Consider the following 22,330-nt stretch of genomic DNA (forward strand, 5'->3'; position numbering starts at 1 on the left):
GCACGCGAGGCATCTGTCCCGTTCATCGTCGTTCCGCCCGCGGCTCACCGCATCGGTCAGATGACCAACACGGGCCGCCTTCCGTGACACCGCCGCTCGGTCACTCGGTCGCCCGGTCAAACGGCTTGCCCACGACCACCGTGCAGGCCGCCCCGGACGCGGCCAGGAAGGGGTTCGGCGTTGGGCCGAGGACGTTCTGTCGAAGTGGCCGAAGCACCGCTCGACGCGCTCCAGGAGCGCTGTACTCGAACGTCCGGCCCCCGGAATCCTGGAGCGGGAGTCCGGGGGCGGCGCTCGCGAGCGCCGCTGGGATCCGTGGCCGCCACTGGCGATACTTGCCGGTATGCGCATCGACTTCGATCCCGAGAGCATGGCCGGCGGCAGCTTCTACAAGCTGCTGACCGCCGTGGTCGTCCCCCGCCCGATCGCCTGGGTGTCCACGCTGTCCGTCCGTTCCGTCGCCAACCTGGCGCCGCACTCCTTCTTCACCGTCTCCTGTGTCAACCCGCCGATGGTGCAGTTCACTTCGGTCGGGCGCAAGGACACCCTGAGCAACGTCGAGGCCTCCGGGGAGTTCGTCGTGAACCTCGCGCCCGAGGCGTTGTTCGAGAAGGTCAACGAGACGGCGACCGACTTCCCGCCGGAGAACGGGGAGTTCGAGGCGGTCGGTCTGGAGCGGGAGCCCAGCGTGCGGGTGAAGCCGCCGCGGGTCGCCGCCTCGCCCGTCGCGCTGGAGTGCGTCCTGCACAGCACCCTGCGGCTGGGCGACTCGACCGTGGTCATCGGCCGCGTGGTGCACGCCTCCGTGAAGGAGGACGTACTCGACGACGGGCACCCGGAGTTCGAGCGGCTGCGTCCGCTGTCGCGACTCGGCAAGAACGAGTGGGGTGTTGGCGGCGACGTCCTCGAACTGGCCCGCACCCCCTACGAGGAGTGGCGCCGCAACCAGGGGTGAGTGCGGGCGGCCGTGCGCGGGCGCGGCAATCCGCCCTCTGTACTGGGGGTTTCCGGGCCGGCACCGCGACGCGATCAAGGTCGGCCGCGTAGGACGGTGCGGCCTGGGCACCCGGACGGCCGCCCAAGTCCCCTACGAAGGAGAGCCGGAATCCATGGCCGACCGAACCCGCACCGCGACCCGACCGTCCGCCGGAACGAACGAGGCGGCAGACGCGAGGACGCGCGAGAAGAACGTCTTCGTGGTCGGTCTCGACGACGCCAACCTGCCCACGCTCCGTGCCGCCCGCGGGGGTGAACACATACGTTTCCACCCCCTCCTGAGCATCGACCGTCTTCAGCACGGCGAGGTGTCGGTGGCCGAACTCAGGGCGGAGGCCGAGGAGATACTCGACGGCTTCGACGAGCCGATCGACGCGATCGTCGGCTACTGGGACTTCCCGGTGTCGACCCTCGTCCCGCTGCTCGCCGAACGCTACGGAACGCGCGCCACGTCGCTCGACTCCGTCGTCAAGTGCGAGCACAAGTACTGGAGCCGGCTGGAGCAGGCCGCCGTCGTCGACGACCACCCGCGCTTCGGACAGGTCGACCTGGGCGCCGACGAGCCGCTTCCGCCCGAGGGCATGAACTTCCCCATGTGGGTCAAGCCCGCCCTGTCGTACTCCTCCGAACTCGCCTTCGGGGTCGGGAACCAGGAGGAGTTCGCCGCGGCGGTCGCCCGCATACGGGACGGCGTCGCCCGCGTGGGCAGGCCGTTCGAGTACATCCTCGACCAGGTGTCGACTCCCCCGGAAATGGCGGGAGTCGGCGGTCAGGTGTGTCTCGCGGAGGAGACCATGACCGGTGTCCAGGCCGCGGTCGAGGGCTACGTCCACAACGGTGAGGTCACCGTCTACGGCGTGCTCGACTCGATCAACTACCCCGACTCTTCCAGCTTCCTGCGCCACCAGTACCCCTCCCGGCTGCCCGAGGACGTGATCCGGCGGCTGCACGACATCTCGGGACGGGTGATGCGGCGCATCGGCATGGAGGGCGCCACCTTCAGCATCGAGTACTTCTACGACCCGGAGACCGGCGACATCGGCCTGCTGGAGATCAACCCCCGCCACTCGCAGTCCCACGCCGAGCTGTTCGAGTACGTCGACGGTGTCCCGAACCACCACGTCATGCTGGGCCTCGCCCTCGGCACCGACCACACCATGCCGTTCCGCGAGGGCGAGTACGCCATGGCGGCCAAGTGGTACTACCGCCGCTTCTCCGACGCCGCCGTGCACGAGGTGCCCACCCCCGCGGACATCGCGCGCATCGAGATGGACATCCCCGGGGTGCGCATCGACGTCCGCCCGCACGAGGGCGAGCGCCTCGGTGAGCTTCCCGAACAGGACAGCTACAGCTACGAGGTGGCCCACATCTTCACCGGGGGCCGCGACGAGGACGAGCTGCGGGAGAAGTACGACCGGGTCGTCGCCGCCCTCGACCTGGACTTCGCCGAACCGGTCGGCGGCACCAGCACAAACACCAGCACCAGCACCGACTGAGCAGCGGGTCCGCACCTTCTGGCCCGCACCGCACGACCGCGCCTACCGGGCGTCCCGTCGGGACGTCACCGAGAGGAGCAGCATCCCCCCATGCGCACCGTGAGCAGCCTTCCGTACGCGACGAAGGAAGAGGACCACGTCATCGTCCCCATGCGGGACGGTGTGCGGCTGTCCGCCAGGATCTGGCGGCCCGTCAGTTCCGACGCGCAGCCGGTTCCGGCGATTTTGGAGTACATCCCGTACCGCAAGGGCGACTTGACGTCGGTACGCGACTCGATCCACCACCCGTACATCGCCGGGCACGGCTACGCCTGTGTCCGGGTGGACCTGCGGGGCACCGGCGACTCCGAGGGCGTCCTGCGCGACGAGTACCTCGAACAGGAGCAGCAGGACGCCGAGGACGTCCTCGCCTGGCTCGCCGGGCAGTCCTGGTGCGACGGCAGCACCGGGATGATGGGCATCTCCTGGGGCGCCTTCGCCGCCCTCCAGGTGGCCGCCCGGCGCCCGCCGAGTCTGAAGGCGCTCGTCATCGCGTCGTTCACCGACGACCGCTACGCCGACGACATGCACTACCTCGGCGGCGCCATGCTGTCCGACAACCTCGCGGAGGCGGGCACGATGTTCGCCTACGCGACCTGTCCCCCCGACCCGGCCGCCGTCGGCGAGCGGTGGCGGGAGATGTGGCACGAGCGGCTGGAGGAGACCCGCCCATGGGTGCTCCAGTGGCTGCGCCACCAGCGCCGCGACGACTACTGGCGACACGCGTCGGTCTGCGAGGACTACGGCGCGGTCCGTACGCCGGTGCTCGCGTCGAGCGGCTGGGCCGACGGGTACTCCAACGCGGTCACCCGGCTCCTCGCCCGGCTCGACGTGCCACGCAAGGGACTTGTGGGTCCCTGGTCGCACAAGTTCCCGCACCTCGGGGAGCCCGGACCGGCCATCGGCTACCTCCAGGAGGTCGTGCGGTGGTGGGACCACTGGCTCAAGGGCGAGGGCAACGGCGTGATGGACGGCCCGATGCTGCGGGCGTGGATGCAGGACAGCGTGCCGCCGTCCACGGCGTACGAGGAGCGGCCCGGACGCTGGGTCGGCGAACCGTGCTGGCCCTCGCCGCACATCGTCGAGCGGCGGCATCCGCTGTCCCGGCACACCATCGGCGAGCCCGGCACGGAGCCGCCGGACGGCGGGCCCATGACGGTCCAGTCGCCCCTGTCGGTGGGGCAGTTCGCGGGGAAGTGGGCCTCCTACAACGCCCCGCCCGACCTGCCCTACGACCAACGCGAGGAGGACGGCGGCTCGTTGGTGTTCGAGACCGAGCCGCTGGCGGAGCCGGTGGAGATCCTCGGTTCGCCCTTCGTGGAGGTGGACGTGTCGACCAGCAGGCCGGTCGCGCAGCTCGTCGCCCGCCTCTCCGACGTCGCGCCGGACGGCCGCGCCACCCGGGTCACCTACGGCCTCGTCAACCTCGCCCGCGCGGCGCAGAGTTCGGACGAGAGCAGTTCCGCCGAGGCGGTTTCGCACGCCCCCGGCCCCGGGGTGTCCCGCGCGGCCACGGTCCGGCTGAACGGTGTGGCGCAGGCGTTCCCGGCCGGCCACCGGATACGGCTCTCGCTGTCGACGTCGTACTGGCCGCTCGCGTGGCCGCCTCCGCACCCCGTGCGGGCCGAGATCGGCGCGGGGGCGCTCACCCTGCCGGTGAGGCCCGCGGACGGGCACGGCGAGCAGCCGCGCGAGCCGTTCGGCGAGCCGGAGGGCGCCGAGCCCGCGCCCACCACCCGCGTCGAGCCGCCCGAGCAGCGCTGGGACGTCAAGCGCGACCTGATCGGGTACGGCGCCGAGCTGGAGATCGTCAAGGACTCGGGTGTCGTCCGGTACGAGGAGCCGGGCATCGAGGTCGGGCTGCGCGCGTACGAGCGGTACACGTCCGTCGCGGACGACTTCTCCTCCCCGACCGGCGAGGCGGCGTGGCGCATGCGGTTCGCCCGGCCCGACCGGGACTGGGACGTGCGCGTGGAGACCCGTACCGTCCTGCGTTGCGACGAGAGGTCCTTCCACGTCGACGCGACCCTCGACGGGTACGAGAACGACCGCCGGGTCTTCTCGCGGACCTGGAACGAGACGGTGCCGCGCGACGAGCTGTAGGACGGGCCACGACAAGGTGCCCTGGTCCGCCGGACGAGTCGTCCGGCGGACCAGGGCACCTTTTCCCTGCGTACGCGTTTCCCCGGGTGCGGGGGCGGTGGTCAGCCCGGCAGCTTCGCCTTCAGCGCGCCGACGGTCGCCGCGGGGCGGGCGCCGGCCCGCACGGAGCGGCGCACCAGCCTGGCCTCGCGGCGCAGCTCGTGGGCACTGTGCCGGCCGCGCCAGAGCAGCGACGGGGCGGCGCCGGTGTCGTCGGCGGCGACGAGCAGGCCGCCGAGCATCGACATGTTCTTCAGGAAGTGGGTGCGCTGCCGGGAGCGCTCCGCCGGGTCCTCCTCCTCCCAGAAGCGGTGTCCCGCCAGGGTGGTCGGCACGAGGGTGGTGGCGAGCGCGAGGGCCGCCAGGCGGGGCATGCGGCCGGTGGCGAGCAGCAGGCCCGCCCCCACCTGCACGGCCCCGTTCAGCCGGACGGACTGCTCGGTACGGTCCGGCAGCACGTCGATCCGGTCGGTGACCGGCTGCACCACGGGTTCCGCAAGGGGTGCCACGGCTTTCGGGTCGCGCAGGGTCTTGATCCCCCCGGCGATGAACATCGAGGCCAGCATGGGGCGGCCGACCCATCGCAGCAGACTCATGGTGCTCTCCGTAAATTGTCTCGGTGCGTACGGCCCTCACCGTGTTCCCCGTCCTGACCGGCGTAGTCGGTCAGGAGGCCGTGGGCGCCGCCGTCCGCACCGGTGGGCGCCGGAAGCGCCCCTACTCCGGCCGGAGCACGGCGCCGCCCGCGCCGTTGCTCAGCACGCCGCCCGGCGCGTCCGTCAGCGCCACCCGTGCCGTGACGCGCTTGCCGACCGGTTCGCGGCTCGCCTCGAAGCTGCGGGCGACGGCGAGGACGATCTCCAGCCCGTGCCGCCCCACCCGCTCCGGGTCGGCCGCCTCCCCCACCGGCAGCACCGGGTCGGTGTCCCAGACGGTGATCTCGACGACGTCCTCCACGACGCGCAGTTCGAGGAGCAGCGGGCCGGGCGCGTACTTCAGGGCGTTGGTGGTCAGCTCGCTCACGACGAGCTGGGCGCATTCCAGGGCACGCGGGGACACCGCCCGGTGGAACTCCACCCGGGCTCTGGTCAGGAACGTACGGGTGAAGCGGCGGGCCTCCGCGATGCAGCCGGGCTCTCCCTCCAGTGCCTCCGTGGCGTGGAGGTCGACAGCCTCCGACGCCGGCCGTTCTTCCCCCGTGGCAGCACCATCCATGCATCCCGCTTTCCCTTGTCCCCCGTTCCCGGCCGCCGGTACCCCCATTCCCGCGACGTATGCCACCCACGGGGCGTACCACCTGATGGTGGGAGGCTCTAGCATCGTGACCGTGAGCCACCAGCTTGATCAGTCTTCCAGCGAACGCGAGGCAAGCGTGACAAACACCGAAGGAGCAGCGACCGGACGGCTGATGATCACTTCTTCCACCAGGGGCCAGGGCGTCAGCGTCGTCGCGCTCGACGGCGAGATCGACCACAACAGCAGTACGGAACTGCGTGACACGCTGCTGTCGCAGCTGAGCCGGACCCCGCACACGGTGGTCGACTTCAGCCGGGTCACCTTCATGGACTCCAGCGGCATCAACGCGCTGATCGCCGCCCACCAGGCCGCCGACGCCGCTCCCGGCGGCTCGCTGCGGCTGGCGGCGCCGCAGGCCGCCGTGCAGCGCCTGCTGAACCTCGTGGGCGTCGACGCCCTCATTCCCTGTTACGACACCCTGGAGCTCGCGCTCACGGTGTGAGGCGGGCGGCGGGGCGCGCGGCTCAGGCGCGTTCCTCGTCGGTGTCGATGCGGATCCCGGCGCGCACGGCGAGGGTCACGGGGGTGCGCTCGGCGACCTCCAGGAGGCGGGCGCGCCGGGCGTCGTCCAGGTCGCCGAACAGGGTGATGCGCCGCCGGACGCGGGCAACCGCGCCGGCGGCGTCGCCGTCCCCGCCCGGCGCGCCGTCCGTCTCGTAGACCAGCCGCACGCGGATCTCGTCCAGGGCCACGTCGTGACGGCCCGCGTACGTCCGCAGGGTCATGACGGTGCACGCGCCCAGGGCGCAGAGCAGCAGCCCGAACGGGGAGGGGCCGGCGTCCGAGCCGCCCTCGCAGGGGAGTCCGTCGGACGTCAGCAGGTGCCGGCCGGCCCGGATCTCCACCCGGTGGCCGTCGGCGGCACCGTGCGCGACGACCGCCGCGACGGACACCGTCCGGTGCGCGGGGTCGGGCACGGCGGCCGCCGCGGGGTCGGGCGCGGCACGGGTCCCGGCGCCGTCAGGGGTGTTCACGCCTCTGCCTCCGTTCGGCCGGCGAACACGAGCCGTGCGGAGGACGGGCCGTCGGCCCGTCCTCCGCACGGTCGGCGGTGCCACCGGGGGCGGTCGACGCCCCCGGGGCGGGTGTTCAGCCCGCCGTGGCGCGGACGGCCTCGGCGATCAGGTCGGCGACGTCCTTCGGGCGGGACACCGCGACGGCGTGCGAGGCACCCTCGATCTCGACGGTGGTGGCACCGGCGCGCTGCGCGCCGAACCGCTCCACCTCGGGGTTGATGGCCCGGTCGCCGCCGGAGACGAGGGCCCACGCGGGCTTCGTCTTCCACGCGGCCGCCGCGGCCGGCTCGCCGAACGCACCGGCGGCGAGCGGGCGCTGGGCCGCCGCCAGCACCTTGGTGACCTCGGCGGGCACGTCGGCGGCGAACACCGACGGGAACGCGTCCTCGGTGATGGTCAGTTCGACGGCGGGCTCGCCGCCCTCCACCGGGTACGTCCACTGCTTGAGGCTCGTCGCGAGCGGCGAGTCGGGGAAGCCGCCCTGGAGTTCACCGAGGCTCTCGCCCTCCTCCAGGACGTACGCGGCCACGTAGACGAGGCCGACGACGTTCTCCTGCGCGCCGGCCACCGTGATGACGGCACCGCCGTAGGAGTGCCCGGCCAGGACGACGGGACCGTCGATCTGCGCCGCGACGGACGCCACGTACGCGGCGTCGGAGGCGAGACCGCGCAGCGGGTTCGGCGGGGCGAGGACCGGGATGCCCCGGGCCTGGAGTTCGGTGACGACGCCTGCCCAGCTCGCGGCGTCGGCGAACGCCCCGTGGACGAGGACGACCGTGGGAGTGGTCGTGGTCATGTGCTGTCTCCTGACTGTGGGTTGCGCTCCGGAGGGGGACCGGCCGGCGCCGCGCGGGCGCCGGCCCGGGGCGGTCAGGCGCTGTGGAGCGCCGAACGCAGGGTGGCGACGGCCAGGTTGATGGCGGCCTCGGCGGCGTGCGTCCCGCGCAGGGCGTTGAGCATCACGAAGTCGTGGATGACGGCCTGGAAGCGCACGGCGGTGACCGCGACACCGGCCTCGCGCAGCTTGTTGGCGTACGCCTCGCCCTCGTCGCGCAGCACGTCGGCCTCGCCGGTGATCACGAGCGCGGGCGGCAGGTCGGCGAGCTGCTCGGTGGTGGCGCGCAGCGGCGAGGCGGTGATCTGGGCGCGCTCGGCCTCGTCGGTCGTGTACTGGTCCCAGAACCACTGCATGCCGTCGCGGCGCAGGAAGTAGCCGGTGGCGAACTGGTGGTACGAACCGGTGTCGAAGGAGGCGTCGGTGACCGGGTAGAACAGCACCTGCTGGACCAGGGGCACGTCGCCGCGCTCCTTGGCCATCAGGGTCAGCGCGGCGCTCATGTTGCCGCCGACCGAGTCGCCTGCGACGGCGATGCGCGAGGCGTCGAGGCCCTTGTCGGCGCCCTCGCGGACGACCCACTGCGCGACGGTGTAGTTCTGCTCGATGGCGACCGGGTAACGCGCCTCGGGAGACAGGTCGTACTCGGGGAAGACGACGGCGGCGTTCGCGCCGACGGCGAGTTCGCGCACCAGGCGGTCGTGGGTGTGGGCGTTGCCGAAGACCCAGCCGGCGCCGTGGATGTAGAGGACGACGGGGAGGGTGCCCTCGGCCCCGGCGGGCTTGACGATCCGTGCGCGGACGCTGCCGGTGGGGCCGCCGGAGACGGTGATCCACTCCTCGTCGACGGCCGGCTTCTCGATGTCGCCGGACTGCACCTCGTCGACGGCCCTGCGGCCTTCGGCCGGGGCGAGTTCGAACAGGAACGGGTGACCGGCGGTGGCCTCGGCGAAGGCGGCTGCGGCGGGCTCAAGCACGGGCTGGACCGGCTCGACGGCTTCGGACATGGTGAACTCCTGAACAAGCTTGTGCGGTGCGCCGGTCGGTGCCGGCGAAGCGGCCCCGTGGGTGCGCAGAGCGCGCTTGCCGCCGGGAACAACGCTAGGAGCGGGCCGCGGGCCGCAGTTGCCCGCCCGTGCACCGGCACTGGTCCGAGAGCGCACGAAGGACGGCGCGGGGTGTGCGGGGCGGCGGTCCTGGCGGAGGCTGGACACACCCGGCGCGTCCGGGAGCAGGTGGCGGCGACGGGTGCCGTCGCGCTCCCGGACGACACGTCGGCCCCGGGTGCGCCGTGGCTGCGCGGCGGTGGTGGGTGTCCGCGCGATGCTGGGCACCGCCCGGGGCCGCCGGCCGGGCGGCGCCCGCCGGTTCGCCCGACCTCCGCTCTCGAACGTCAAGGAGTCCGTGCCCCATGAGCAAGCTGCTCACCGACGTGGCCCGCACGCTGGTGCCGCCGCGCGGCGACCCGCACGGGCCGCTGCCGCCCCTGCTGGTCGTGCTGACCGTGGTGACGGGAGTGGTGGACGCCGTGAGTTATCTGGCGCTCGGGCACGTCTTCGTCGCCAACATGACCGGCAACGTGGTCTTCCTCGGGTTCGCGCTGGCCGGTGCGTCGGGGCTGTCGGCACCGTCGTCGCTCGCCGCCATGTCGGCGTTCCTGGTGGGCGCCCTCGCGGGCGGTCGGCCGGCGCGACGGTTCGCCGCGCACCGCGGGAAGCTGCTGGCCCTGTCGACCTCGCTCCAGACGGTCCTGGTCGCCGCCGCCCTCGTCGTCTCCGCGGCCGCGCACGCGAAGGTGACCGACGGCGTCCAGTACACCCTGATCGTGCTGCTGGGCCTGGGCATGGGGCTCCAGAACGCCGTGGTGCGCGGGATCGGCGTGCCGGACCTGAACACCACGGTGCTGACGATGACGCTGACCGGGCTGGCCGCCGACTCGGCCCCCGGCGGCGACCCGGGTCACCCCGGGCGCCGGGTGCTGTCCGTCCTCGCGATGTTCACGGGCGCCTTCCTCGGTGCCCAACTCCTGTTGCACACACGGCTGGAGGCACCGCTCGGCCTGGCCCTGCTGCTGCTCGCGGCCGTGTCCGCGACCGCGCTGCGGCTGTCCCGGGGCGGGCCCGGCCGGCTCACTCCGCCGGGGTGATCCGCGCGGCGAGCCCCGACCCGGCCGGGCCTGCGGGCGTGCGGAGTCCGGCGGCCGCGCGTTCCTGCCACGCGCGGGGCGACATCCCGTAGGCGTCCCGGAAGGCGCGGCTGAAGTGGGACGGGCTGGTGAAGCCCCAGCGGTGCGCCACGGCGGCCACGGTCGGCCGCCGGCCGGCGGGTCCGCCCAGGTCGCGGCGGCAGGACTCCAGGCGCCGCGACCTGATCCAGCGGCCCACGGTGACGCCCTCGCCCTGGAAGAGCTTGTGCAGATGGCGGACGGAGATGTGGTGCGCGCGGGCGATCGTCTCCGGCGACAGGTCCGGGTCGGCGAGGTGCTCCTCGACGAAGACGCGGACGCGCGCGAGGAGGGCCGCCGCGCCGTCGCCCTCACGGCTCCCGGCGACGCGGGGCATGCCGTCGAGGAGCTGGGTGACGAGCACGGCGACGAGGTCCACCGCGTTGCGGGCGAGGAGTTCGCCGACCCGGGACCGGCGCAGTTCCTCGTCCTCGGCGGCGAGGGACGTCAGGAACGCCGACACCAGCGCGCCCACGCCCTCTCCGCCCGGCACGTGGCAGCCCGCGAGGCGGTCCAGCTCGGCGTCCGTCGCGCCCAGGCAGGCGCGGGGCACGCGGACGAAGGTCATCCGGGCGTCCGGGGCGAGCCGCAGCGGATCCGCCTCCGGGCGCCCGCGGAAGACCAGGTCGCCGGGGGCGAGGACGATCTCGTCGTCGCCGCGGAGCACGACGGCGCGGCCCCGGACGTGCACACCGAGTCGGAGCAGGCCGTCCGTGCCGGTGCCCGTCCCCGCGTCGCGCTCGGTGTCGAGTTCCGCCGTGCGGGTCACGGTGACCGTCCGCCCGGCGGGTCGCCCCGCCGCCACGGGTCCGCCCGGTCGGGTCGGTCCGCTCGTTGTCCTCAATGCGCCACTCACCGTTCGCCGTTGGCCGTTCGCACGGCACGGCGTGCTGGACGCCGCCCGTTCCGGATGGGTGCCACGTCGCATCCCGACGGCCGGTCACGCGTACGAGCGCCCCACGCCGTCTGTCCGACATTCTCGCTTTTGGGCGAAGGGCCGCACCACCGCGCGACGTAGCGATCCGCCGGGCACCCTTCCTCCCTTTGTAGAAAACAGCTGGTGAAAGGCGGCGCCCGGGGCGGTCAGACGGGGTCGGCGGTGCCGGTGGCACCGGGGGGTCCGGCGGACCCCGCGGGCGCTCCGGAAGCGGCCGGAGCACCGGTGCCGGAGGGCGCCCGGGACACCGCCACGTACGTGCCGTGTCCGTCGCGCGTGCCCCGCCCCCGCTCCCCCGCGGCCGTCAACTCCTCGATCCGCAGGCCGAGATGGAGGACCAGCCGGTGGGATCCGTTGTCGAGGTCGAGCCCGGTGATCTCCTGTATCCGGCGCAGCCGGTGGTACAGCGAGGTGCGGTGGATCCCCAGGGCGGCTGCCGTGCGCGGGACCGACCCGGCGTGTTCGAGGTAGCTGCGCAGGGTCTGCCGCAGCCGGGCGCCGCCGTTCTCGGCCAGCACGCGCAGCGGCTTGGGGACGAGGGCCTCGGTCAGGGCGTGTTCGGGCAGTTGCAGCAGCACGGCGAACTCGCCGAGCTCCTCCCAGTCGGCCACCCCGCCGAGCGACGGCAGCCGGGCGGCGCCGGAGAGCGCGACGAGGGCCTGCTCGTACGACGTCCACGCGTCGGCGAGGTGCGCCTGCCGGCCGCCGACGCCGACCACGGGGCCGGCGTCGGGGTGCAGGAAGGTGCCGAGGGCGTCGAGGATCCGCCGGGACTGTTCGGCCAGTTCACCGGGGGCCGGGGGCCGGTCGCGGACCTGGAGGAGGACGGCGCGGTCCTGGTCCACGGCGGTGAGACCGTGCGCGGAACGGGTGCGCCGGAACACGTCCACCGCGCCGCGCAGCGCCAACTCCACCTGTCCGGGCGGCTCGTGGCAGCGGGCGACCTGGACGACGGTGACCACGCTGTGCGGGGCGTCCCGCAACAGCCCGGAGTTCAGGACGCGTTGGCGGGCGGCGGCGCGGCCGGCCGGGCCGGTGCCGAGCAGGTCGAGCAGGAGGTCGCGGGTGCCGGTCTCCTCCGCGCTCCCGGCGAAGTGCTCCGTCCAGAGCTGGGCGGTCATGGCGCCGGCCGCGCGTCCGACCGACTCGGTCTCCCGGGCGGTCAGTTCGGACTGCGGGGCGATGACCATCAACAGCCCGAGCAGATGGCCGCGTTCACGCAGCGGCACGCAGTAGCGGGGCAGCAGCCCCAGCTCGTCGCTCCCGTCGAGGAAGCCGGGCCGGGACCACCGGGTGACACCCTGCGCGAGGACGAAGCGGATGGGTTCGTTGTCGGCGACGCCCTGGAGCAGGCTGCGCACCCGTACGGGGTCCTCGTCGCCGTAGTGGCGGCTGGAGCACACCATCCGCACCAGGGGGTCGTCGACCACGACGGAGCGGCCGATGTCCTCGGCGAGCTGGTCGACGAGCGTCTGGAGCGCGGCGCTGCCGGGCCTGGCCCGCTGGAGCCGCTCACCCATCCCTGCCCGTCCTTTCGGTCCCGCTCGCGTCCTGCTCGCGTTCCGCTCGTGTCCTGGTGCTCTCGTGCCCAGGTGCTCGCGGGCGCGCGGGCCACCGGGCCGACAGATCGACTTTCCCAACGTGACGCGCCCGATCATGATTCCCACTGTGTCCGGGATCTCGTCGCCCGTCGGCCCGTCGTCCCCGCTCCGCGCGGTCCGCTCACCGTGGACGGATCTCCCGTCCGGCGGTCGCCGTCCGCCGCGGCCTAGGATCGGTGGCGTACCGGCGCGGGCGGGCGGACCGCCCGGCCGAGGGACCGGTCCGGCGGTCGAGGGAAGGCGCGCGCAGTGAGCAACGTCGAGAAGGAACCGGCCGCGGTCCGGTGCGGTGCGGCGGACGAGACCGGGGGGACGCCCCGCACGGAGGTGCTGACCCCACGGGCGGTTCCGCTGGGCGGTCCGCGGGCGATGACCGTGCGCCGCACCCTTCCGCAGCGCTCCCGGTCGCTGATCGGCGCGTGGTGCTTCGCCGACCACTACGGTCCCGACGACGTCGCGGAGACGGGCGGCATGGTGGTGCCCCCGCACCCGCACACCGGGCTCCAGACGGTGAGCTGGCTGTTCAGCGGAGAGATCGAGCACCGCGACAGCCTGGGCAGCCACGCGTTCGTGCGGCCGGGCGAGCTGAACCTGATGACCGGCGGCCACGGCATCAGCCACTCGGAGGTCTCCACGGCGGCGACCACCCTGCTGCACGGGGTGCAGCTCTGGGTCGCGCTGCCCGACGAGCACCGGCACACGGGGAGCGCGTTCCAGCACCACGTCCCGGCGGCCGTGCGGGTCGACGGGGCGGAGATCCGGGTGTTCCTCGGCTCGCTGGCCGGCGAGACCTCGCCGGTGCCGACGTTCACACCGCTGCTCGGCGCGGAGATCCTGCTCGAACCGGGTGCGGTGGTGTCCCTCGCGGTGGACCCGGCGTTCGAGCACGGCCTGCTCGTCGACCACGGGGACGTCCGCCTCGGGGACACCCGGCTGCGCCCCGCCGAGCTGGGCTACCACTCCCCCGGCACACGGACCCTCACGCTCACGAACGACTCGCCCGACACGGCGCGGACGGTTCTGCTGGGCGGCCCGCCGTTCGGCGAGGACCTCCTCATGTGGTGGAACTTCGTCGGCAGGACCAACGAGGACATCGTCCGCGCCCGCGAGGACTGGACGAACGGGACGCGGTTCGGCGAGGTGACGGGCTACGACGGCGCCCGGCTGCCCGCGCCCGAGCTGCCGAACGTCCCCCTGAAGCCGCGCGGCAGGCCCCACTGAGCGTCTGCGTGGCGCCGCCGCGGCGGTGAGACCCGGGGCGGCCCGTCGCCAACTCCGGCGCGCACGGCCCGTGTTGCCGATCGACGCGACGCCGGGAGAGGACCCGCGGACGCGTCCGCGGGTCCTCTCCCGGCGTGCGGTGTCTCAGTGCGCGGCGGTGACCGCCCGCCCCGAAGTGGCCTGCGCCGACTTCGGGTTGATCAGCCTTTCGGCCAACTCACCGAAGACGAGGCCGAATCCGCCCCACAGCACGGCCTGGACGGCCAGCGCGGAGAGCCGGAACCGCCACAGCAGGGCCGCCGGGAAGTCGGCCGGCACCTCGTTGACCACCGGCAGGAACGCGTAGGCGGTCCCGACGACGACCGCGAAGGCGGCCAGCGCCGCCACCGTCGCCCACCACGCCCCCAGCCGCGGCGCGAGACGCCTGCCGAGCAGGGTGGCGCCGACCGCGAGGAGCACGCTCAGCACCATCATCAGGAAGTACAGGCCGGTCCGCCGGCCGATGGTGTCGGGGTCGCCGACCGAGGGCGGGTTGGCCGGGTACTTCAGGAACGGCACGACGTACACCGCGAGCAGCGCGCTGCCGGAGAGCAGCAGCGCGGTCGCGCGCGGGGAGAAGCGGCCGACACGGCCCAGCGCGAAGCAGAACGCGAGGGCCGCGATGCCGCCGAAGGCCACACCGTAGACGAGAACGCCCGTGGCGAGACCGGCGGTCGACTGGAGCGAGCGCGAGACGACTTCCACCTCGTGCTCGTGGGAGTGGGCGTGGGACTCCTCGAAGCTGATCGCGCTGTCCACGCTCGGCTCACCGAGCAGATAGGCGACGACCAGGGCGAGCACGCCGGCCGCGAGACCGGCGAGCATGCCCCGTACGAGGAGGTTTCTGACAGTTGCGGAGTTCATGGTTGTCCGGCGTCCCTCGGGTCAGTGGCAGGGGAAGCCGAGAAGGTGGCGGGCGTCGTGCACCCATTCATGAACGTCCGTGCCGCTGAACACGGAGGTGGCGCCCTGCTCGGCGCCGACGAAGTACAGCAGGACCAGCATCAGGATGCCGGCGAAGACGGCCCACGGGGCTATCGCCTTCAGCGGCAGCTTGGCGGGGAGTGCGGGGGTGGTGACTGACGGCGGTGCGACATGCTGCGCCATGGGCAGACCCTCCTCTGGGAGTTCGCGTCCCAACTCGGTGGTGCACTGGACGACGGCTACGGGTCTGACTCACGGGCAACTCCCTTCGGGAGGTGCCTCGTTCACAGTGGCGCGACCGTGCCGGACTTCCACCGGCTTCCGTTCTTGCGTCGTCGATTCCCGATGACGGTACCGCCTGGCACGTTCCCGTCCAAGAGCGCCCGCGACAGGGACCGTTCAGACGATCCTGAGCGTCGTGCCCGCGTTCTCGAACGCCGCGGTCTCCTCGGCGGGTGCCGTGGTGTCGGTGACCAGGACGTCGACGAGGCCGGCGGGGCCCACGTGGGCGTGGGCGGTGCGGCCGAGTTTGCTGCCGTCGGCGGCGGCGACGACGCGGCGCGACGACGAGACGGCGGCCTTCTTCACCGCCGCCTCGTCGAGGTCGTACGCGGTCATGCCGTCGGCCGCGGTCAGGCCGCAGCAGCCCAGCACGGCGGTGTCGAAGCGCAGCGCCGCCAGGGAGGCGAGGGTGAGGGGGCCGGTGAGGGCGCCCTCGGTGGCGCGGGGCCGGCCGCCGGGGACCAGCAGGGCGGTCTGTTCGGGGGCGTCGGCGAGGACGTTCAGTGCCTGCAACGACAGTGGCATGACGGTGAGTTGGCGTCCGCGCAGCAGGCGGGCGACTTCGAGACAGGTCGTGCCGCTGTCCAGCAGGACGGTCTCCCCGTCGGCGACGAGCGAGGCCACCTCCGCCGCGATGCGTCGCTTGGCGTCGACGGCCTCGTGGGCGCGCAGCGCGAAGGGCGGCTCGTCCCCCCTCAGCAGGAGGGTGCGGGCACCGCCGCGCATTCGTTCGAGGACGCCCTGTGCGGCCAGGTGGTCGAGGTCGCGGCGGACGGTCATCTCCGAGGCACCCGTCAGCGCGGCGAGTTCGCCGACCGTGACCGTCCCTTCCTCCTGGACGGCCTGGGCGATCAGACGATGGCGCTCCGCGGTGCTCATGCGGCGATTCAACACCACCGTCGGCAAACAGTGAAGCTGTTCGAAGTGAGGTGTATCGAACAGATAATTTGTTCGTTACTGTGTCCGGCATGGAAAGAGCGCTGCGCGTTGCTCGCGCTGTGACATTCGTGTATTTCGTCCTCAACGGCACGCTGCTGGGCATGTGGGTGGTCCAGATCCCGGCCGTCGAGGAGCGGGTGGGCATCAGTCACGCGGCACTGGGAGGCTTCCTCGTCCTGCTCGGGGCCGGGGCCTTCCTCGGCATGCAACTGGGCGGCAGGCTGTCCGACCGGCTCGGCACCCGCACGGTCGTCCCGCTGGCCGGGGTGCTGTGCAGCGCGACGCTGGTGCTGCCCGGTCTGGCCCGCGAGCCCTGGGTCCTCGGAGCGGCCCTGCTGGTCTTCGGCTTCGGCAACGGCACCCTCGACGTCAGCATGAACGCGCACGCGGTGCAGGTGGAGAAGGCCTACGGGCGCCCCGTCATGTCCGCCTTCCACGCCACGTTCTCCGTCGGCGGGGTACTGGCGGCCCTCGTCGGCGCGGCGGCCGTGGACGTCGGCTGGGGAACGGCCGCGACGCTGAGCGCGGCCGCGTGCGCCGGCGTCGTCGTTGCCCTGGTCTCGGCACGGGGGCTGCTGCCCGCCGAGGGCGCGGCGGAGGCGCCCGGGACCGGGACGGAGGCCGGGGAGAACCCCGGCGGCGGGACCGGCGGGCGTGCGGTTCCCGCCCGGATCTGGTTCCTGGCCGTCCTGGCGCTCCTCGTCATGCTGTGCGAGGGCGCCGCCAACGACTGGAGCGTCCTGCACCTCAAGACCGTCCTGGGCGCGTCGGAGAGCACCGCCGCCTTCGCCTACGGGACCTTCGCGGCGACGATGACCGTCGGCAGGCTCCTGGCGGACCGGGTCTCCGCGCGGTTCGGGACGGTCGCGGTCCTGCGGTACGGCGCGGCCCTGGCCTGCGCCGGCATCACGCTGGTGGCCCTGTCGCCGTGGATCTGGGCGGCGCTGGTGGGCTGGGGCCTGTTCGGGCTGGGGCTGTCGGGCTGTGTCCCGCAGTTGTTCAGCGCCGCCGGGCACACCGATCCCGCCGCCGCCGGCACCAACGTCTCGCGCGTCGCCGGACTCGGCTACATCGGCATGCTCGCCGGGCCCGCGGTCATCGGCTGGATGACCCATGTCATGGCCCTCAACCACACGTTCCTGCTCCCGGCGCTGTTCTGCGCGACCGCCGCCGCGGCGGCCGGGGTCCTGCGCACGCCGGCGCCCGGGGGCGACCCGTCCGGCGCGCTCGCGGACCGGCCGGACACCCTGGAGACGACCTCCTGACCCGACGGGTCCGGAACGCCCGCCCGGCACGGCAGATGCCCGTGCCGGGTGTCTCAGTGCCGGACCCGGACGACGAGCTTGCCCGTCGCGCGGTTGTTCTCCATGTCGTCGTGCGCCCGGGCCACGTGCTCCAGGCCGTCGTAGACACGGTCCACGGGAAAGGCGAGCCGACCGGCGGCGACCGCGTCGACGATCTCCTGGAAGTCCTCGCGGGGAAGGTCGGAGGCGTCGCCGAAGTAGCCGGCGAGCCGGACCCCTCTCGGCAGGTACTCGTTCGGGGAGAAGTCCGGCACCGTCCACTGGTTGGAGAGACTCCCGCCGAAACAGCCCGTACCGTGCACGCGCACCGCCCGCAGGGTGTCCTGCAAGGTCGGGGCGCCGACGAGGTCGAGGGCGGCGTCGACGCCGTCCGGGTACAACTCCCGCACGGCGTTGGCCACTTCACCGGTGTCCAGCACCGGGTGGTCGACACCGTGCTCCTTCAGCAGGGTGAGGCGGTCGGCCCGCCGGGTGGTGGACAGCACGGTGGCTCCGCGCCACGCCGCGAGGGCGGCGGCGGCCAGGCCCACCGAGGAGGTACCGCCGCGGATCAGCAGGGACTGGCCCGGCCTCAGGTCCAGGCCGACGGTGAGCGAACCGTGGGCGGTCTGCACCATCTCCGGCAGGGCGCCCAGCACTTCCCACGGGAGGTCCGTGTCGACCGGGACGACCTGGGCCAGCGGCACCGAGGTGTACTCGGCGTAGCCGCCGTCGTAGCGGCGCCCCATGTCCCCCATCATCGCGACGACCTTCCGGCCGCGCGCCAGCCCGCTGCCGGGCGGGGCGTGGTCGACGGTACCGGCGGCCTCGATGCCCGGCACCCGCGGGAAACTGACGCCGACCCCCAGCCCCAGCCGGAGCTTCAGCTCCGAACGGTTGACCCCGAAGGCCTCGACCCGGATCCGTACCCAGCCGTCCCGCTCGGGCGGCAGGGGAAGCCTGGTCAGCCGCAGATTGTCCACCGGCCCCGGGCCGGAGAGGCGGACGGCGCGCATCGTGGTCGCCGAGGTCGTCATCGTGTGCCTCTTCCGGAGAGCCGAGGGGGACCGTCGGCGGTCGTCAACGTGCGGCCGGGGGCACGCATTCCCACGCGCCTTCGTGGCTCAGCCGCCGAACGGCCCTTTCCCGGCGGCGACTTGGGCGAAGAGGCCGTCGACCAGGGCTTCGAGGCCCTCCCCGTACGTGTCCCGTGAGGCCAGTTCGTGCCAGCGGGCGCCGACCCTCGCCAGGTGCGGGACCCGGGTCGCGTCGAAGCTCTCGCGCCGGAACAGGGGCTCCTCGTCCTTCGGCACCAGCGCCGTGTGGGCGCGGACCAGGATCTCGCCCACCGTGTAGTACCAGATCGCCCGGAAGACGCCGACGGACTGCTCCGGCGTGCAGCCGCAGCCGACCGCCCCGCCCAGGATCGCGTCGACCATCCACAGCGCCGACTCGTCGAGGAGGCCGACGAAGCCGTCCGTGGTGAGGATCTCCGCCGCCCACGGCCAGGCCGCCAGCGCGTCGTGCATGGCCGTGGCCGCCGCCACGACGCGCTCCCGCGGGTCCTCGGGGAGATCGGGGCGTTCGAGCAGGTCGACATGCTGGTTGAGGAGTTGGACCAGCAGGTCCCGCTTGTCCCGGATGTGGTGGTAGAGCGTCGTCGCCCCGATGCCGATCTCCGCGGCGAGCCGCCGCATCGTCAGCTTCTCCCACCCGTCCCTGTCGATCAGCAGCCGGGCCGCCAGCAGGATGTGCGCCCGCGAGGTGACGGGCGGGCGGCCGGTACGGCCGGCGGAGGCGGACGGTCCGGACTGTGCGGGCATCGGCCCATCATGCCGTCCCGCCGTCCCTTCCCGCGCGGCGGGCGCGAATTCACCCCTTCACGTTCCCCGCGGACCCGCCCGGTGCTACTTTCGGAACACGTTCCGAAAGTGTTCCGAAAGTCCGCAGACACACCGGAAAGGTGATCCGTCATGCCCGCAACGGGGAAGACCGAGACGAGTGACGGCGGTGTACGGCCGGGGCTGACCCTCGCCGTCGTCGCCGTCGTGCAGTTCATGGTGTCGCTGGACGTGTCCGTCGTGAACGTCGGGCTGCCGCGGATCGCCGCCGGCCTCGGCTTCGGTCCGGCCGGCCTGACCTGGGTGATCAACGCCTACGCCCTCACCTTCGGCGGCCTGCTCCTGCTGGGCGGCAAGGCCGCCGACCGGTACGGGCGCAAGCGGGTCCTGCTGTTCGGGCTCACCCTCTTCGGGCTCGCCTCGCTGGGCGGCGGTCTCGCCCAGGCACCGGGCCAGCTCGTCGCCGCCCGGACCGTCCAGGGCATCGGCGCAGCCGCCCTCGCACCGGCCGCGCTGTCCCTGCTCACCGCCACCTTCCCGAGCGGCCGGGCACGCGTCCGCGCTCTCGGCGTGTGGAGTGCGACGAACGCCGCCGGCGCCGCCTTCGGAGTCGTCGCGGGCGGTCTGCTCACGCAGTACGCGAGCTGGCGCTGGGTCATGCTCGTCAACGTGCCGATGGCCGCCGGTACCCTGGCCCTCGCCCGGCTCGGTGTCGTGGGATCGCGGCCCGCCGAACGCGGCAGCAGGCCCGACGTGCTCGGTGCCGTCCTCGCGACGGCCGGCATGACCCTGCTGGTGTTCGGCGTCGTGCGCACCGACCGGCACGCGTGGACCTCGCCCGTCACCGTCACCACCCTGGCCTGCGCGGTCGCGCTGCTCGGCGCGTTCGTCGCCGTCGAGCGGACCACCGCGCGCGAACCCCTCGTCCGGCTCGGCCTGTTCACCAACCGCTCGGTCGCCGGCGGCAACCTCTACAACCTCCTGATCGGCGCGGCGATGACCCCCGCCTTCTACTTCGGCTCCCTGTACTTGCAGGAAGTCCTGGGCCACGGGCCCGCGTCGACCGGCACGATGTTCCTTCCGGTCACCCTGGGGCTCGTCGCCGGGTCCGTGCTCGCCGTCAAACTCGGCTACCGGTTCCCGGCCCGGCTGCTGCTCGTCGCGGGCGGACTGCTCACCGCGGCGGGACTCGCCTGGTTCGGGCGGATCAGCCCGGCCGGTTCCTTCACCGCCGACTTCCTCGGCCCCTCGATCGTCGCGGGCATCGGCTTCGGGCTCTGCCTCGGACCCGTCGTCTCCACCGCGACCGCCGGCGTCGCGCCCCACGAGGCCGGTACCGCCTCCGGCCTGCTCAACAGCTCACGCCAGATCGGCGCGTCCCTCGGCCTCGCCGCGCTCGGCACCGCCGCGGCCCACCGCACCGGTCACCGCGGCTCGCTCGTCGCCCTCACCGACGGCTACCGGCTCGGACTGACCCTCGGCGCCGGGCTCACCCTCGCCGCGGTCGTCGTCGCCCTGACCGTCCTGCGCGGGCCCGGCGCGCGGGTGCGGCTCGCGCAGCCCGAGGGGGACGTCGACCTGGTCCGCGCGCAGGACTGAACGACGGCGGGACAGGACCCCGAAGGCCCCTGCGACCAGGCGAGTCGCAGGGGCCTCCTTCCTCCGGGGCGTTCCGGGGCGGCTCCCGTTCAGCCCACCACCGTCCACGTGTCCCGTCCGGCGAGGAGGAGGTCCAGCTCCCCCTTGCCGTTCTGCTCGACGGCCGCTTCGAGCTGGTCGCTCATCAGCGTGTCGTAGACCGGGCGCGGGGCGGCGCGCAGGACGCCGACGGGGGTGTGGTGCAGGGTGTCCGCGTCGGCCAGGCGCGACAGCGCGAACGCGGTGGTCGGCGAGGCGGCGTGGGCGTCGTGGACGAGGACGTCCTGCTCGTTCTGCGGGGTCACCGTGATCACCTTCAGGTCACCGGACGCCGCGTCCCGCACCACACCGCGCGAACCGTCGGCGCCGAAGCGGATGGGCTGTCCGTGTTCGAGGCGGATGAGGGCTTCCTCGGCCCGCTGCTTGTCCTTGAGGGCGTCGAAGGCGCCGTCGTTGAAGATGTTGCAGTTCTGGTAGATCTCCACCAGCGCGGTGCCCGGATGGGCGGCCGCCTGGCGCAGGACGTCGGTGAGGTGCTTGCGGTCGGAGTCGATGGTCCGCGCGACGAACGACGCCTCCGCGCCGAGCGCCAGCGAGACCGGGTTGAACGGAGCGTCCAAGGAGCCCATCGGCGTCGACTTCGTGATCTTCCCGACCTCCGACGTCGGCGAGTACTGCCCCTTCGTCAGCCCGTAGATCCGGTTGTTGAACAGCAGGATCTTCAGGTTCACGTTCCGCCGCAGGGCGTGGATGAGATGGTTGCCGCCGATCGACAGCGCGTCCCCGTCACCCGTGACCACCCACACCGACAAGTCCCGGCGCGAGGTGGCCAGTCCGGTCGCGATCGCCGGGGCACGCCCGTGGATGGAGTGCATGCCGTACGTGTTCATGTAGTACGGGAAGCGCGAGGAGCAGCCGATCCCGGAGACGAAGACCACGTTCTCCTTCGCCAGCCCCAGCTCCGGCATGAACCCCTGCACCGCCGCCAGGATCGCGTAGTCACCGCACCCCGGGCACCACCGCACCTCCTGGTCGGACTTGAAGTCCTTCATCGACTGCCGGCCCTCGGCCTTGGGCACCAGGGACAGAGGAACCTCAGCCATCGATGGCCTCCTTGAGTGCCGTGGCGAGCTGTTCGGCCTTGAACGGCATGCCGTTGACCTGGTTGTAGGAGACGGCGTCGACCAGGTACTTCGCCCTCAGCAGCATCGCGAGCTGGCCGAGGTTCATCTCCGGGACCACGACCTTGTCGTAACCCGCGAGCACCGCACCCAGGTTGGCCGGGAACGGGTTGATGTGCCGCAGATGAGCCTGGGCAACGGATTCCCCGGAGGCCCGCAGTCGCCGTACCGCCGCCGTGATCGGCCCGTACGTCGAGCCCCAACCCAGCACCAGCGTGCGGGCGTTGTCCGGATCGTCGACCACCAGGTCCGCCACCGCGATCCCGTCGATCTTCGCCTGCCGGGTACGGACCATGAAGTCGTGATTGGCCGGGTCGTAGGAGATGTTGCCCGTGCCGTCCTGCTTCTCGATCCCCCCGATCCGGTGCTCCAGCCCCGGCGTCCCCGGCACCGCCCACGG

21 protein-coding genes, 1 pseudogene and 1 riboswitch are annotated in these 22,330 nt (G+C 73.0%); of the genes and pseudogenes, 8 read left to right on the forward strand and 14 right to left on the reverse strand.

The genetic code is table 11. From position 1 onward, the window contains the following. The first annotated feature begins 343 nt into the window (after positions 1–343). The 3 genes from ACFZA0_RS36840 (at position 344) to ACFZA0_RS36850 (ending at position 4,634) form a co-directional block, all read left to right on the forward strand. On the forward strand, positions 344–955 hold the full coding sequence (locus ACFZA0_RS36840; protein WP_391025149.1) for a flavin reductase: 612 nt from the start codon (positions 344–346) through the stop codon (positions 953–955). Between the two features lie 154 nt (positions 956–1,109). Next, positions 1,110–2,492 carry an ATP-grasp domain-containing protein gene (locus ACFZA0_RS36845; RefSeq protein WP_391025151.1) on the forward strand — a complete coding sequence of 461 codons (1,383 nt, stop codon included), beginning with the start codon at positions 1,110–1,112 and terminating at the stop codon, positions 2,490–2,492. Positions 2,493–2,582: 90 nt separating this feature from the next. Then, positions 2,583–4,634, forward strand: a complete 2,052-nt coding sequence (locus ACFZA0_RS36850) for a CocE/NonD family hydrolase (RefSeq protein WP_391025153.1) — start codon at positions 2,583–2,585, stop codon at positions 4,632–4,634. A gap of 101 nt (positions 4,635–4,735) precedes the next feature. Here ACFZA0_RS36850 and ACFZA0_RS36855 read toward each other — a convergent pair whose 3' ends face one another. Both ACFZA0_RS36855 and ACFZA0_RS36860 read right to left on the reverse strand, forming a co-directional pair. Next, a complete protein-coding gene (locus ACFZA0_RS36855) occupies positions 4,736–5,269 on the reverse strand; it encodes a DoxX family membrane protein (protein WP_391025155.1) in 534 nt (177 codons plus the stop codon). 121 nt (positions 5,270–5,390) lie between these two features. After that, on the reverse strand, positions 5,391–5,888 hold the full coding sequence (locus ACFZA0_RS36860) for an ATP-binding protein (protein ID WP_391025156.1): 498 nt from the start codon (positions 5,886–5,888) through the stop codon (positions 5,391–5,393). A gap of 193 nt (positions 5,889–6,081) precedes the next feature. Between ACFZA0_RS36860 and ACFZA0_RS36865 the strand changes: the two genes are divergently transcribed. After that, positions 6,082–6,411: an anti-sigma factor antagonist gene (locus ACFZA0_RS36865; RefSeq protein ID WP_391025158.1), complete on the forward strand. Its 330-nt coding sequence runs from the start codon at positions 6,082–6,084 to the stop codon at positions 6,409–6,411. 22 nt (positions 6,412–6,433) lie between these two features. On the opposite strand, the gene ACFZA0_RS36870 is transcribed toward ACFZA0_RS36865, so the two are convergent. From ACFZA0_RS36870 to ACFZA0_RS36880, 3 genes are all read right to left on the reverse strand, one after another. Then, positions 6,434–6,943: an OsmC family protein gene (locus ACFZA0_RS36870; RefSeq protein ID WP_391025160.1), complete on the reverse strand. Its 510-nt coding sequence runs from the start codon at positions 6,941–6,943 to the stop codon at positions 6,434–6,436. A gap of 115 nt (positions 6,944–7,058) precedes the next feature. After that, positions 7,059–7,781 carry an alpha/beta fold hydrolase gene (locus ACFZA0_RS36875; RefSeq protein ID WP_391025162.1) on the reverse strand — a complete coding sequence of 241 codons (723 nt, stop codon included), beginning with the start codon at positions 7,779–7,781 and terminating at the stop codon, positions 7,059–7,061. Between the two features lie 74 nt (positions 7,782–7,855). Next, positions 7,856–8,827: an alpha/beta hydrolase fold domain-containing protein gene (locus ACFZA0_RS36880; protein WP_391025164.1), complete on the reverse strand. Its 972-nt coding sequence runs from the start codon at positions 8,825–8,827 to the stop codon at positions 7,856–7,858. Positions 8,828–9,231: 404 nt separating this feature from the next. Here ACFZA0_RS36880 and ACFZA0_RS36885 point away from each other — a divergent pair, with 404 nt between their 5' ends. Then, the gene (locus ACFZA0_RS36885; RefSeq protein WP_391025166.1) at positions 9,232–9,966 is read left to right on the forward strand and encodes a DUF1275 family protein; all 735 of its coding nucleotides are present in this window, start codon (positions 9,232–9,234) and stop codon (positions 9,964–9,966) included. Here the strand turns inward: ACFZA0_RS36885 and ACFZA0_RS36890 are convergent. Together ACFZA0_RS36890 and ACFZA0_RS36895 are read right to left on the reverse strand one after the other, a co-directional pair. Next, positions 9,950–10,813, reverse strand: a complete 864-nt coding sequence (locus tag ACFZA0_RS36890; protein WP_391025168.1) for a helix-turn-helix domain-containing protein — start codon at positions 10,811–10,813, stop codon at positions 9,950–9,952. The genes ACFZA0_RS36885 and ACFZA0_RS36890 overlap by 17 nt on opposite strands. A gap of 314 nt (positions 10,814–11,127) precedes the next feature. Beyond that, positions 11,128–12,501, reverse strand: coding sequence for a helix-turn-helix domain-containing protein (locus ACFZA0_RS36895; RefSeq protein ID WP_391025169.1), 1,374 nt, complete (start codon positions 12,499–12,501; stop codon positions 11,128–11,130). A 330-nt stretch (positions 12,502–12,831) separates the two neighbouring features. Between ACFZA0_RS36895 and ACFZA0_RS36900 the strand changes: the two genes are divergently transcribed. Then, positions 12,832–13,803, forward strand: coding sequence for a pirin family protein (locus ACFZA0_RS36900; protein ID WP_391025170.1), 972 nt, complete (start codon positions 12,832–12,834; stop codon positions 13,801–13,803). Positions 13,804–13,947: 144 nt separating this feature from the next. On the opposite strand, the gene ACFZA0_RS36905 is transcribed toward ACFZA0_RS36900, so the two are convergent. From ACFZA0_RS36905 to ACFZA0_RS36915, 3 genes are all read right to left on the reverse strand, one after another. Next, complete coding sequence (locus tag ACFZA0_RS36905) at positions 13,948–14,706, reverse strand: CbtA family protein (RefSeq protein ID WP_391025172.1); 759 nt, start codon at positions 14,704–14,706, stop codon at positions 13,948–13,950. Between the two features lie 21 nt (positions 14,707–14,727). Further along, positions 14,728–14,949 (reverse strand): CbtB-domain containing protein, encoded by a 222-nt coding sequence (locus ACFZA0_RS36910; protein ID WP_391025174.1) that lies wholly within the window; start codon positions 14,947–14,949, stop codon positions 14,728–14,730. Between the two features lie 36 nt (positions 14,950–14,985). After that, a riboswitch (cobalamin riboswitch) is annotated at positions 14,986–15,140 on the reverse strand. Between the two features lie 25 nt (positions 15,141–15,165). Then, the gene (locus ACFZA0_RS36915) at positions 15,166–15,927 is read right to left on the reverse strand and encodes a DeoR family transcriptional regulator (RefSeq protein ID WP_391025175.1); all 762 of its coding nucleotides are present in this window, start codon (positions 15,925–15,927) and stop codon (positions 15,166–15,168) included. Positions 15,928–16,016: 89 nt separating this feature from the next. On the opposite strand from ACFZA0_RS36915, the gene ACFZA0_RS36920 reads away from it, so the two are divergent. Then, on the forward strand, positions 16,017–17,252 hold the full coding sequence (locus ACFZA0_RS36920; RefSeq protein WP_391025177.1) for an MFS transporter: 1,236 nt from the start codon (positions 16,017–16,019) through the stop codon (positions 17,250–17,252). A gap of 53 nt (positions 17,253–17,305) precedes the next feature. On the opposite strand, the gene ACFZA0_RS36925 is transcribed toward ACFZA0_RS36920, so the two are convergent. Beyond that, positions 17,306–18,307 (reverse strand): zinc-binding dehydrogenase, encoded by a 1,002-nt coding sequence (locus tag ACFZA0_RS36925; protein WP_391025179.1) that lies wholly within the window; start codon positions 18,305–18,307, stop codon positions 17,306–17,308. Between the two features lie 87 nt (positions 18,308–18,394). After that, entirely contained in the window at positions 18,395–19,093 is a 699-nt protein-coding gene (locus tag ACFZA0_RS36930; RefSeq protein WP_391025181.1) for a TetR family transcriptional regulator, read from the reverse strand. Between the two features lie 150 nt (positions 19,094–19,243). On the opposite strand from ACFZA0_RS36930, the gene ACFZA0_RS36935 reads away from it, so the two are divergent. Beyond that, a complete protein-coding gene (locus tag ACFZA0_RS36935; protein WP_391025183.1) occupies positions 19,244–20,710 on the forward strand; it encodes an MFS transporter in 1,467 nt (488 codons plus the stop codon). A gap of 89 nt (positions 20,711–20,799) precedes the next feature. Here ACFZA0_RS36935 and ACFZA0_RS36940 read toward each other — a convergent pair whose 3' ends face one another. Together ACFZA0_RS36940 and ACFZA0_RS36945 are read right to left on the reverse strand one after the other, a co-directional pair. Next, on the reverse strand, positions 20,800–21,852 hold the full coding sequence (locus ACFZA0_RS36940) for a thiamine pyrophosphate-dependent enzyme (RefSeq protein ID WP_391025185.1): 1,053 nt from the start codon (positions 21,850–21,852) through the stop codon (positions 20,800–20,802). Then, positions 21,845–22,330, reverse strand: a pseudogene (locus tag ACFZA0_RS36945) (2-oxoglutarate ferredoxin oxidoreductase subunit alpha); the annotation flags it as partial. The gene ACFZA0_RS36940 and the pseudogene ACFZA0_RS36945, both read right to left, overlap by 8 nt.

This window comes from Streptomyces sp. NPDC008150 (assembly GCF_042956945.1).
In the GTDB taxonomy this organism is placed as follows: Bacteria; Actinomycetota; Actinomycetes; order Streptomycetales; family Streptomycetaceae; genus Streptomyces.